Annotated in this window: 13 protein-coding genes and 1 tRNA gene; all 14 read left to right on the forward strand. The window is 33.8% G+C overall.

Annotation, left to right across the window (positions count from 1 at the left end; translation table 11 throughout):
- Positions 1-314: 314 nt before the first annotated feature.
- Positions 315-590 (forward strand): SemiSWEET family sugar transporter, encoded by a 276-nt coding sequence (locus AMQ68_RS01620; RefSeq protein WP_054508892.1) that lies wholly within the window; start codon positions 315-317, stop codon positions 588-590.
- A 249-nt stretch (positions 591-839) separates the two neighbouring features.
- Entirely contained in the window at positions 840-1,352 is a 513-nt protein-coding gene (locus AMQ68_RS01625) for a GNAT family N-acetyltransferase (RefSeq protein ID WP_054508893.1), read from the forward strand.
- 117 nt (positions 1,353-1,469) lie between these two features.
- Complete coding sequence (locus AMQ68_RS01630) at positions 1,470-1,925, forward strand: hypothetical protein (RefSeq protein ID WP_054508894.1); 456 nt, start codon at positions 1,470-1,472, stop codon at positions 1,923-1,925.
- A 1-nt stretch (position 1,926) separates the two neighbouring features.
- Positions 1,927-3,111: an efflux RND transporter periplasmic adaptor subunit gene (locus AMQ68_RS01635; RefSeq protein WP_054508895.1), complete on the forward strand. Its 1,185-nt coding sequence runs from the start codon at positions 1,927-1,929 to the stop codon at positions 3,109-3,111.
- Between the two features lies 1 nt (position 3,112).
- Positions 3,113-6,259, forward strand: a complete 3,147-nt coding sequence (locus AMQ68_RS01640) for an efflux RND transporter permease subunit (protein WP_054508896.1) — start codon at positions 3,113-3,115, stop codon at positions 6,257-6,259.
- Between the two features lie 6 nt (positions 6,260-6,265).
- Entirely contained in the window at positions 6,266-7,681 is a 1,416-nt protein-coding gene (locus AMQ68_RS01645; RefSeq protein ID WP_054508897.1) for a TolC family protein, read from the forward strand.
- A gap of 266 nt (positions 7,682-7,947) precedes the next feature.
- Positions 7,948-8,021 (forward strand) — tRNA-Ala (locus tag AMQ68_RS01650).
- 128 nt (positions 8,022-8,149) lie between these two features.
- Positions 8,150-8,743: a hypothetical protein gene (locus tag AMQ68_RS01655; RefSeq protein WP_054508898.1), complete on the forward strand. Its 594-nt coding sequence runs from the start codon at positions 8,150-8,152 to the stop codon at positions 8,741-8,743.
- Entirely contained in the window at positions 8,733-9,287 is a 555-nt protein-coding gene (locus tag AMQ68_RS01660; protein ID WP_054508899.1) for a hypothetical protein, read from the forward strand. Before AMQ68_RS01655 ends, AMQ68_RS01660 begins: the two co-directional genes overlap by 11 nt.
- Positions 9,288-9,295: 8 nt before the next feature.
- Positions 9,296-9,832 carry a hypothetical protein gene (locus tag AMQ68_RS01665; protein ID WP_123905579.1) on the forward strand — a complete coding sequence of 179 codons (537 nt, stop codon included), beginning with the start codon at positions 9,296-9,298 and terminating at the stop codon, positions 9,830-9,832.
- 362 nt (positions 9,833-10,194) lie between these two features.
- Entirely contained in the window at positions 10,195-11,049 is an 855-nt protein-coding gene (locus tag AMQ68_RS01670; protein ID WP_160317954.1) for an AraC family transcriptional regulator, read from the forward strand.
- 137 nt (positions 11,050-11,186) lie between these two features.
- Positions 11,187-11,615: a nuclear transport factor 2 family protein gene (locus tag AMQ68_RS01675; protein WP_054508902.1), complete on the forward strand. Its 429-nt coding sequence runs from the start codon at positions 11,187-11,189 to the stop codon at positions 11,613-11,615.
- Between the two features lie 173 nt (positions 11,616-11,788).
- Positions 11,789-12,514 (forward strand): nuclear transport factor 2 family protein, encoded by a 726-nt coding sequence (locus tag AMQ68_RS24775; protein WP_054508903.1) that lies wholly within the window; start codon positions 11,789-11,791, stop codon positions 12,512-12,514.
- A gap of 32 nt (positions 12,515-12,546) precedes the next feature.
- The gene (locus AMQ68_RS24780; protein WP_241775020.1) at positions 12,547-12,894 is read left to right on the forward strand and encodes a type 1 glutamine amidotransferase domain-containing protein; all 348 of its coding nucleotides are present in this window, start codon (positions 12,547-12,549) and stop codon (positions 12,892-12,894) included.
- The last annotated feature ends 151 nt before the right edge of the window (positions 12,895-13,045 follow it).

The raw sequence follows: 13,045 nt of genomic DNA on the forward strand, positions 1-13,045 counted from the left end.
ATTTCATAATTTTAAATTTTACTACTTCGAACCGAAAATTAATCTTAATTAATTTTCGGTTTTTTTAGTTGCTTTTTTGAAATAATTATTGAGTTAAATGATGAATTATCGGGACAATACAAGAATGTATTAAAGGCAAATTTCACAAACCGAAAGAATATTAAAATGATTAAAAATCTGGATATTCTTCTAATTTTTACGATTGATCCACTTTTGCTTAAAGGATAAATTTATTTTCATTAAAACAATGGTTTAACGTTTAATCAGTTCTTAATTTTTTAATATCTTTAGATTAAATTTTAAAATTATTAATAATGACAGAAGAAATAATAGGGTATTCAGGAGCAATTATATCATCCGTATCGTTTTTACCACAAGTTATAAAATTATGGAAAACAAAATCTGGTAAGGACCTTTCTATGGTTACCTTATTTTTCCTTACCCTAAATGCTATACTTTGGGTTATTTATGGGGTAATGAAAGATGCCAAACCACTTTGGGTGACCAATATTCTCATGCTAAGCATGTTGATTATAATGATTTTTCTTAAAATCAGCTATAGAAAAAATGGACCTCTTCCAAAAAAATAAAGCTGAAGTTACATTATGAGACGGCTTTAATAAACTCTTATTTGAACAAAATTTAATCAATTTATTTAATTAAAAAGTCTGATATTCAGTAATTAAATAATTATTTGTAGTAAAAATATAGAATTTACATTTAACTTATGCTTATTAAAATTATCAATAGATGTAGTTTCTATCAACCTTTCGGGGTTAAAATAAGTCAGCATAAACATTGACTTTTTTAAATATTCCAATTTTCAATATATAATAAACATGACGAAAGAAATTAAACTAAGGAAAGCAGAAATTAACGACAGAGATCTAATCTGGGAAATTATACAGCAAGCAATTGAAAGAAGAAGAATCGACGGAAGCACACAATGGCAAAATGGATATCCCAATCTTGATACCGTAGAAAGTGATATTGCAAAGAACTTCGGCTATGTTTTAACAGTTGATGGAGAAATTGCGGTGTATGTTGCCCTAATTTTTAATGACGAACCTGCGTACAGCACCATTGAAGGAGCTTGGTTGAGTGACGGAGAATTTGTTGTTGTACATCGGGTAGCGGTGCTTGAAAAGTTTGCGGGACAAGGATTGGTGAAAAAACTTTTTGATCATATTGAACTTTTTACAAAAGAAAATGGGGTACAAAGTGTAAAAGTAGATACCAATTTCGACAATATTGCGATGCTGAAAATCTTAGAAAAGCAAGGCTATTCCTACTGTGGAGAAGTATTTCTTGCCGGTGGAATGCGAAAGGCATTTGAGAAGATTATCATTTAATCCAAAAGTTAAATCAATCTTTATTGAATTTTTAGAAGATACTCTATTTATAAACTCTATTAAGTTTGTTCGTTTAGTTCTGAACTAATTTTTTACTTTTGCTTCAAATTATATACAATGCATAAAAGTATAGAAATTGATGAAAAAATTTTTCAAGATGCTGTAAAGTTCTACGGCACCGTTTTTAATCTACCACCGTTAGCTTCAAAAATCTATGCCTACCTTCTTTTCGATTATGATAAGGTGGGTATTACATTTGATGAGTTTGTTGAAGTGCTTTCCGCAAGTAAAAGCTCCGTTTCTACGAGTATTTCCTTATTGCTAAGCTCACAACTTATTATTGATCATAATAAAATGGACGAGCGGAAGCGGTATTTTTTCATCAATGATGAGTACAAAAAGATAAGATTTGAAAAAATAGTTCAAAAGATGAAAGACGAATTAAAATTATTGGATGATTTAAATAATTTCAAAAAAGTTCAAGATGAAGGGTACAACGAGAAAATAGAAGCTTACAAAGCTCTCTTAGATAAAAACATAATAAATATTCAAGAATCTCTTAATAAACTATAAAATGAATAATAAGCTAGTTATACTTTCTATTGCAGCGTTTTCACTCACAGCCTGCAAAAAAGAAGCTCCGAAACAGGATGGCGCAAAACCATATCCTGTTATTACAGTGGAGTCAAAAAATATCGTCGGCTATCAGACGTTTCCTGCTACCATTCAGGGTAGAGTAAACAATGATGTACGTGCGAAAATACAAGGATATATCACTCAGGTTTTAGTGGATGAAGGGCAATATGTTACAAAAGGGCAACCTTTGTTTCGTCTTGAAACTAATATTCTGAACGAAAATGCAGCAGCAGCAAAAGCAGGAATCGGGGCAGCTCAATCAACAATTGCAGCTTCTCAGGCAGCTGTAAATGCAGCTCAGGTTGAAGTGAATAAACTAAAACCTTTGGTGGCTAAAAATATCATCAGTGATGTTCAGTTACAGACTGCGCAGGCTAATTTAGCTCAGGCACAGGCTCAATTGCAACAGTCGATGGCAGCAAAACAACAAGCTTCGGCTAATTATAAAGGAGTAGAAGCCAACATCGAATATTCTATTATCCGTGCGCCTATTTCAGGAGTTATTGGGAAGCTTCCTTTAAAAGTGGGAAGTTTGGTTGGTCCGACAGATCAAACTGCTTTAACAACCATTTCAGATACTTCAGAATTGTTTGCTTACTTCTCAATGAATGAGAAAGAATATTTCGATTTCTTGGAAAAATCTCCTGGGGCTACAATGCCTGAGAAGATCAGAAATCTTCCTATGGTAGAATTACAATTAGCGAACGGAAGTATTTATTCTGAAAAAGGGAAAATACAAGCGATTACAGGACAAATTGACCCTACCACAGGAACCATTCAGTTTAGAGTTGCTTTCTCAAATCCTCAAAAATTATTGAGCAATGGGAACAGTGGATCCATCAGACTTCCGAAAACTTATGATAACGTATTGGTAGTTCCTGAAAGTGCAACGTTTGAGCAGCAAGGTATTGTTTACGTGTATAAAGTAGAAAAAGATACGGCTAAAAATGTTGTAATTAATGTGATCGACAGAATAGACAATATGGCGTTAGTAAAATCAGGGGTAAACAAAGGGGAAACGATTGTTGCTGCAGGTATCGGAGCATTGAAACCGGGAACTGCGATCATCAAAAAACCAATTAAAATGGATAGCCTTGTACAATCTATAAAACCGAAATTCTAACATGATAAAGAACTTTATTAACAGACCGGTTTTATCCACCGTAATCTCAATTTTGATTGTGATTCTCGGTGTTTTGGGATTGATATCCCTGCCAGTCACACAGTATCCTGATATTGCGCCTCCTACAGTAAGTGTTACAGCAAACTATACCGGAGCCAATGCGGAAACCGTGATGAAAAGTGTTGTAGTACCGTTGGAAGAGCAGATCAATGGGGTGGAAGGAATGGATTACATTACTTCCAGTGCAGGAAATGATGGTTCAGCACAGATCCAGGTATTTTTTAAACAAGGAATTGACCCGGATATTGCTGCGGTAAACGTACAGAACCGTGTTACCAGAGCAACGCCACTACTTCCAAGTGAAGTAACGCGTTCTGGAGTTGTAACACAGAAACAGCAAACGAGTGCTTTGATGTATATGTCTTTCTATTCTGAGAATAAAGATTTAGATGATGTATATCTTCAAAACTTCTTGAATATCAACGTTATTCCAAGCTTAAAAAGGATTAATGGAGTAGGTGATGCCAACGTTTTCGGGGGTAAAAACTACTCAATGAGAGTTTGGTTGGATCCTTCAAAAATGGCAGCGTACGGATTAACTCCGGATGATGTTACTGCAGCGATCAATGAGCAGAGTAGAGAAGCTGCCGCTGGTTCTATCGGACAAAACAGTGGAAGTTCTTTCGAATACATCATTAAGTATGTCGGAAAATTCAACGAAAAAGATCAATACGATAATATTATCATTAAAGCGCTGCCGGATGGTCAGAATTTAATGCTGAAAGATGTTGCTAAAGTTGAACTGGCAGGACAGTCTTACACTGGAGTCGGGGAAAATGGAAACTATCCATCCATCAGTATGGGGATCTTCCAGACGCCGGGATCTAATGCTCAGGAGATCATCAAAAATATTAAAACGTATCTGAAATCAGCAGAAGGAAGTTTCCCTAAAGGCGTAAAATATACTTTTAACTTTGATACCAATGAATTCTTGGATGCATCTATTGAAAAGGTAGTTCATACCTTAATTGAAGCATTTATCTTAGTATTTATTGTGGTTTATATCTTCTTACAGGATTTCAGATCTACTTTAATTCCGGCCATTGCGGTTCCGGTATCTATTGTAGGAGCGTTCTTCTTCCTGAATTTATTTGGATATTCATTAAACCTTTTAACGTTATTCGCATTAGTTCTTGCGATTGGTATTGTGGTGGATGACGCGATTGTCGTCGTCGAGGCCGTACATGCCAAGATGGAACATGGTATTTCCGATGCCAAGAAAGCGACGGTAGAAGCGATGGATGAGATTACAGGCGCTATTATCTCTATTACATTGGTAATGGCAGCGGTATTCGTTCCGGTAACATTTATTACAGGTCCAACAGGAGTTTTCTACCAACAGTTTGGTATTACCTTGATTATTGCGATTATTATTTCGGCAGTCAATGCATTAACGTTGAGCCCGGTTTTATGTTCATTATTCTTAAAACCTCACACAGAGCATCATGCAGAATACAAGAGCATGAATTTCCTTCAGAAGTTTTTCTATAAGTTTAATATTGCTTTTAAAACAACTACAGAACGTTACGGAAGAGGATTTGTATTCTTATTAAGACATAAATGGGTAACGTTAATCATCTTTGCGGTGACCGGTGCTATTCTATTTTGGGCGAATTCTACAATGAAGAAAGGTTTCGTACCTACTGAAGATAGAGGAATCATCTTTACCGATGTACAGCTTCCTCCAGGGGCTTCAATGGAAAGAACATACAATGTTTTGAAAACGCTTCAGGCGAATGCAATGAAAGTTCCTGGAGTACAAAACGTTACCATTTCTACAGGTAGAGGGTTCTTATCAGGAAATGGGAGTAATAACGGTCTTGCTTTCATTAAGTTAAAACCATTTGAAGAAAGAAAGAGTGGAGGTCAGACCTCTGAAGATATTACTAAAAAGCTATTCGGTATCTCAGGTAAAGTTCCGGATGCGAAAGTAGTATTCTTCCAACCGCCAAGTGTACCAGGTTTTGGTAACAGTGCTGGTTTTGAAATGGTATTGTTGGATAAATCAGGCGGTGAATATGCCGATCTAGATAATAAAACAAATGAGTTTATCGGGAAATTGATGCAAAGACCCGAAATTGAATTTGCTCAATCTTCATTTAATACAAAATATCCTCAGTATCAAATGGACATCAACGTTCCTTTGGCTAAACAAGTAGGTGTTTCTGTAAGTACGATCTTAAGTACAATGCAGGGATATATTGGAGGGGTTTACACCGCTGACTTTACGAAATACGGAAAACAGTTCAGAGTAATGGTTCAGGCACTTCCTGATAACAGAAAGAGCATCGAGAATTTAAATGAATTGTACGTAAGAACTGGTTCTGGAGTAATGTCACCAATTTCTCAGTTTGTAACGCTTAAAAAAGCATACGGTCCACAATCGGTAAGTAGATATAACTTGTTTACTTCTGTGAAGATTACAGGAGCCAACTCAGCAGGATTCAGTTCCGGAGATGCAATTACAGCGGTTCAGGATGTAGCGAAAGAAACATTAAATCAAAATTACGATGTAGAGTTTACGGGGTTAACAAGAGAAGAATTAAATTCCGGATCTCAAACATTATTGATCTTTGGTTTAAGTTTAGTGTTTGTTTACTTCATTCTTTCTGCACAGTATGAAAGTTATATTCTTCCTTTGGTTGTGGTAATTTCTCTTCCTCTTGGGGTAATGGGAGCTTATTTCGGTCAAAAGATAATGGGCTTGGAAAACAATATTTATTTCCAGATCGCCTTGATCATGTTGGTAGGATTGCTCGCAAAAAATGCCATCTTGATTATTGAATTTGCTGTCCAGAGAAGGCATCACGGTGAAACCATTGTTATGTCTGCCATCAATGCTGCAAAAGCGAGGTTAAGACCAATTTTGATGACGTCATTTGCTTTTATCTTTGGTTTATTACCATTGGTGTTGGCAAGCGGAATTGGAGCAGTTGGTAACCGATCTATTGCAACGGGTGCGGCAATTGGATTATTAATAGGTACAATTTTAGGACTTTTTGTAATTCCTGTATTGTATGTGATTTTCCAAACCTTACAAGAAAAGGTGAAGCCTATTAAAAGAGAAGACATCAATTTAGCAGAATAAAAAATAATGAAGAGTTTATTAAACATCATAAAAGGAATAACTTTTTCAGTCGCAATTCTTGCAGCCGTTTCATCTTGTATGGCGAGGAAAGAATATGAAAGACCGAAAAATGTTGTTGACGAAAAGCTTTTCCGTACAGATATGCTTCCTAAAGACAGTGTTAGTATCGCGAATGTTTCTTGGAAAGAAATTTTTACCGATCCAATACTTCAAGGGCATATTTCAAAAGCTTTAGAAAATAATTTAGATATAAGAATTGCCCTGCAGAGTATTACTTCTGCAGAGGCTTATTTGAAGCAGAGTAAAGCTGCTTATCTGCCTACACTTTCCGTAGGTCCCAATTATACTTTCCAGACACAGTCTATCAATACACAATTTGGACAGATTCTTGGAGAAAGACGGTATGTAAATCAATACGATATCACCGGAAGCATTGGCTGGGAAGCGGATATCTGGGGTAAACTGAAAGCTCAGGAAAAAGCACAGTTGGCTACTTATTTAGGAACAGTAGCTGCTCATAAAGCAGTGAAAAGCAGTTTGATTGCATCTGTTGCTTCTGCATATTATCAATTGTTGACGTTTGATTCTCAGAAAAAAATTATTACTGAGACCATCGCTGTTCGTGAGAAAAACTATGAAACCACTAAGGCCTTGAAAATATCAGGAACGGTTACAGAAGTTGCTGTTCAACAAAGTGAGGCATTGGTTTTCAATGCACAATCTATGTTGATTGATATTGATACTCAGATTCAGTCATTAGAAAATACAATGAGCTTGTTAATGGGAGAACCTTCTCACGCGATTGAAAGATCAACGTTGGAAACTCAGAAAATTCCTATTGATCTGAAATTAGGGTATCCTGCTCAATTGTTAGCTAACCGTCCAGATGTAATGCAAGCAGAATACAGTTTGATGAATGCTTTTGAATTAACCAATTCTGCAAAAGCTCAGTTTTATCCTACGTTGAAAATTACAGGAAGTGGAGGGGTACAGTCTGTAGATATTGATCATTTATTCAGTGTAAATTCTTTATTTGCAAGTGTAGTTGGAGGCTTACTTCAGCCTATTTTAAATAAGAGAACCATCAGAACCAACTATGAAGTAAGTTTAGCCAATAAGGAAACGGCGTATTTGAACTTCAGAAAAACGGTTCTTACCGCTGGAAAAGAAGTTTCTGATGCGATAAGAGTTTTCTCTGTTCAGGATTCTTTTATTGAGTTAAAAGAAAAAGAATTGAATGCCTACAAAAAATCTGTAGATTATTCTCAGGAATTGGTGAACTACGGGATGGCTAATTATCTTGAAGTATTGAATGCCAGCGTAAACTCATTAAACGCAGAGTTGAATATTTCAAATGCAGAATACAGTAAAATGAAAGCCGGAATAGACCTTTACCAAGCTTTGGGAGGCGGATGGCAATAATTAATATTGTATAAATTATAAAAATCGCATGTTAAAATTAACATGCGATTTTTGTTTTTTCAGGAGGTGAATACGACTAATAAAAAGAAATATAATTACTGATAAAGAATTGACAGTTAAATGATTTCATTCTTACTATATCGTTTGTGGAAAATTGAAAGGGATGATTATCGCATAGCTAATTAGGGTTTTAATTAAATTTTATTCAATTAAAAACTTGTATATATGGTTTAAATACTTACTTTTGTACCGCTTCGAAAAAACAAGGGGAATTAGCTCATCTGGCTAGAGCGTTAGACTGGCAGTCTAAAGGTGACGGGTTCGATCCCCGTATTCTCCACAACACCTAAAGTCGTATTTAATACGGTTTTAGGTGTTTTTTTTTTGAATTGAATAAACCTTTAGTATTTACGGGATTCCATAAAAACCGAATTCTTTTAAATAATATATTTGCTGGAAATTATAACCATGAAAAAGATTTTATTTCTTTTATGCATTACTTTATCGGGTTTTGCTTCTTCGCAAAAAATAGATCAAGAAATTATCAAAGACAATGATGCAACAAAAGTAAACAATTATACAAATGCATTGTCTTGGGCGGCACAAAACTCTAAAGAGCTTAGGATTAAAAATATTTTGGTAAGTGATTCTAATTTAGGAGTTGTTTCGTTGAATATTAATGCAACTTTAGGTAGTGGGATTGGTGTATATTATAATACAGAATTTAATTTGAAAATAGAGGTAAAAGATAATAAATATAAGATTTCATATCTCTCTCCGATAATCATGATAAGTATGAAAAATGATGATTATTCTCAAACCACAATGAGAGGTTTGAAGTTGATACGAGAAAGGTTGAAATTAATTGAATCTCTATCAATGGATAAGTTTGATAGTAAATTAGAATGGAATTATAAAGATGTAATTTTAGCTAAAGATGACATCGCATTGGACGAAACTAAAAAAAAGTTTTTAAATGACATTTTAGATAGAATGATGGAATTGCAAACTAATTTGAATGATAGTATTTTCGAAGCAATGTTAAAAAATAATGAGTGGTAAAGATCTAATTATGAGAAAAACATTGTTATTTCTATTATTTCCTGTAATGTGTTTAAGCCAAACGACTAAAGAGTTTAATGATATTGTTTCACAATTTGGAAATACCTTTGATTCTTTAGAGAAAAAATTGAATAAAAAAACATATGATAAGGAGATTGATTTTGGTTTAGAAAGTCGAATTTATGATTTTCCATATTTTAATGTTTTGGCTTACGAGCGAGATGAAAGTAAGACAATTACAGAATTTAGTTTTCTATCTAAAAAAGGTTTAGAGAATAAAGAGTCATGGTATAACATATGCAAAGTATTAAATCAAGATCCTTCTGCAAAAATGGTAGATTCATTTATAAGTAGTATAGAAGATGATATTAATTTGAAGAAAATTACTTTTAATAATATTATTGATATCCTTAGAAAACAAAGAGATACATCTGATTATATATATTATATAGTTTATAAAAAAAATAATATTTATTACCAGATGAATGTTTTTAAAAATCAAACAATGTATAAAGTAAATAAAGATTACAAGGCCACTAAATAATTTATACTATGAAAAAAATATTTACACTATTAATACTTCTACTTTCAACCTTTATCTTTTCTCAGGAATTTATTATGACAAATGATAATTATAAATTAAAAGCTGATAATTCAAAAGATTATATAGTCGTAGAAATTCCTGAGAAAACGAAAGAAGAGCTTTTCATTATGTCTAAAAAATATTTGAACTTCAATTATAAAGGTATTAGGAATGATGGTTATAATGAAGTTGAAAATGAGCAGATTATTATTGATGTTTTGAGTAGAGATTACAGAAAAATTTGGATCAATTTACAAGGTGGTAATCTTTGGAAAGTTTCTAATAGATATGAGTTTAATTTCAAAGATGGTAAGCTTATGATTAGGCCATATTTTTCTCATTTTTCTAATACAGAAAACAATTCTATAGCTAAAATAACGGTACTTTATGATAGTAGAGGAGAAGTTAGAAAAGAGAATATTATGTCATTTGTTGAAGCACTTGCAAATAATTTTATTAGAGATTTTAAAAAAGGAATTGAAGAGTATAAAAGTAACGATTGGTAGTAAGAAATAATAAAACAATATATACAGTACTATCAATTTAAAAGCAACATGAGATCATTGAACAATACATAATTTATTAGTAACGATTATTACATTGAATTAATAATAATTTTCAGCCCACATTCGCTCAGAAATATTATTTTTGTGAGATGGAGCTAGGCCAGGAAATCTTATTTTTTTTTAGTGCATTAGGGGTGTTTAATGGATTCATCATTAGCATTTACCTGTTGTTGTTTAAGAAATCGAAAACTCCAACATCCTATTTTTTCGGATTACTGCTCCTCGTCCTGTCTATCAGGATTGTTAAATCTATCTTTCTGTATTTCTATCCGGACTTACCCCTTATTTATATTCAAATAGGATTGTCAGCTTGCTTTATGATTGGTCCGTCATTGTATTACTTTACGAAATCTGCATTGATTGAACCTGAAAAAACACCTGTTGTATGGAAACGGACTTATTGGGGGTGGTTTTTAGCGATTGTTCTATTCGGTATTATTTTTCCCTATCAAAACAATCCACATATCTGGAAATACCTTTGTCCGCAGTTGATTTATATTCAATGGTCAGTTTTTGTAATCCTGTCGGGATGGCAACTTAGAGGATTATTTGCTAAATTATTTAACTCAACAGAAAAATTATCGGAGACTGAAAAATCACTACTATCGATTTTTATTGGGGTTTTAATTATTCATATTGCTTTTGTTTTATCCATAATGGGAGCCTTTAGAGGGATGTATATTAGTGGAGCGCTCTTCTTTTCTTTCATTTTATACTTAAATATACCGTTGTTCATCAACAGAAAAAAAAGCAATACCGTCTTTTTGGTAGATCAGGATGAAAAACGATATGTTAATAAGAAGATTTTAGACGAATATGCACTGCCTTTAACAGAAAAACTTGAAAGAATAATTACAGAGCAGGAATTGTATAAAAATCCAGATCTTAAATTAGGTGATCTGGCTAAAAAAATGAATATTTCTGCACATCAGCTCTCGCAATTACTCAATGATAATTTAGGAAAGAGTTTTACTGTTTATATTAATGAGTACCGCATAGAGGAGGCTTGCCAACTGATGGTAAGAGAACATGCGATTAAGCTTGAAGCCATAGGATATGAGGTAGGATTCAATTCTAAATCTACTTTTTACGCTGCATTTAAAAAACATAAAAATACCACACCTAAAGGCTACAAAGAACAGCTTTCAGCGAGTTAACATATCTTTATTTCGTAGGGTTTTATAAATTGAAACTCCTGATTTTTAAAATCAGAACCTCGTAGATTTTCTTTTTCTATAGTTTTGGATCATTCCAATAATGGGATAAAAATTTAACTCATTTTAATCCAAAAACTATGAAGAAACTCTTTCTTTTATTCTATCTATTTACGGGATCTCTCGTCATTTTCGCTCAACAAAGACAATCAGATAAACAATTGATCAGGAAAGTCCTTACAAACTATATCGAGGGAAGGAATAATGGAGATACAGCACGTTTGTCAAGTGCATTTCATCCTCAAGCAGATCTTCGCTCGCGCGATGAAAAAACCGGGAAGCTTATGATTTGGCCTATTGCTGATTATATCAGCAGGTTTACTCCCGGAGCAAAAATTAACTGCACCGGCAAAATCATTTCTATCAATATAGCAGGAAACGCGGCTCAGGCAAAAATTAAACTTTACTACCCTGATAAGACGTATGCAGACTATTTTAACTTGCTAAAGATCGATGAAAAATGGGTAATTGCCAGTAAGATATTTTCCATTTACCCAGCTCATCAATAGATTTCATTTTCTTTTTTACTAATAGAATACACTCCAGAGGAGATGATTCGTCCTATTTTATAAATTGAAACTCCTGATGTTAAAACTCAGGACCTCTTGGATTTTCTATTCCTATAATTTTGCACTACTCCAATAAAGGAACATTTTTTTTAACTCATTTTAATTCGAAAACTATGAAAAAACGCTTACTTTTCATTTACCTATTTACTTGTTCGATTCTCACTTTTGGTCAACAAGAGCAATCTGATACAGAACTTATCAGGATAGTCCTCACCAACTATATTGAAGGAAAAATTAACAGCGATACAGCCCGCTTATCAAGTGCCTTTCACCAAAAAGCAGATTTTCGGTATCATGATCTAAAAAGTGGGAAACTTGTCATTTGGCCTACTGCCGATTATGTTCGCTCATTCACACCGGGAAAAAAGAACAATTTTAAAGGTGAAATTATTTCCATTAATATTGCAGGAACTGCTGCTCAGGCAAAAGTTGATATCATGTATCCTAACGCCACCTATGCAGATTATATGAACCTGCTGAAAATAGATGGTAAATGGGCTATTGCCAATAAGGTACTCGGCCAACATGCCATTCGTAGAAAGGTATTGTTTATTACGACCAGTCATGAAAAATTGGGCAACAGTGGTGAAAAGACAGGGTATCATTTCGGAGAAGTAGCTCAGGCTTATAAACCTTTTTATGAAGCAGGTTATGATATCGATTTTGCCAGTCCTAAAGGAGGTAAAACCTACCATTATGGGGCTGATATGAATAATGAAACAGATGCTTGGTTTATGCAGAATATTGAGGCTACTGATAAATTGTTTAATGCGCTAAAACTATCTGAAATCGTACCCGAAAAATATGATGCCGTTTATTTTGCGGGGGCCACGGTGTAATGTGGGATTTGGCTAATGATACCATCAGTGAAATGATCACAAGAAAGATTTATGAAAATAATGGAGTAGTGGGTGCCGTATGTCATGGGCCTGCAGCGCTAACGAATGTAAAACTTTCTAATGGCCAGTTTTTGGTTAAAGGTAAAATATTAACTTCATTTACCAACAAGGAAGAAAAATACATTAAACTGCATAAGATAGTGCCCTTTTTACTACAGGATGAACTAGAAAGAAAAGGCGGTGTATTTAAATCTGTTGACAATTGGCAGCCAAATGTGCAGGTAGATCAGCGTCTGGTTACGGGGCAAAATCCTGCTTCTACAGGAAAACTGGCAGAGGAGATGATTCGCCTTATGGTAAGTAAATCTGATGTGAAATAAAAATAATAAGCCTAAAATTCCTGAATTTTTCAAAATAACGTATCGAGTTTAAAATAAAAATGCACAAAAAGTGCACAAATTAAATTAATATTATATATTTGCCAGATTCTTAAAGTATATAGATAAATATTTTAAGATATAAGAGGTAGAA

Origin of the sequence: Chryseobacterium sp. ERMR1:04, from assembly GCF_001297705.1 — a bacterium.
Lineage (GTDB): Bacteria > Bacteroidota > Bacteroidia > Flavobacteriales > Weeksellaceae > Chryseobacterium.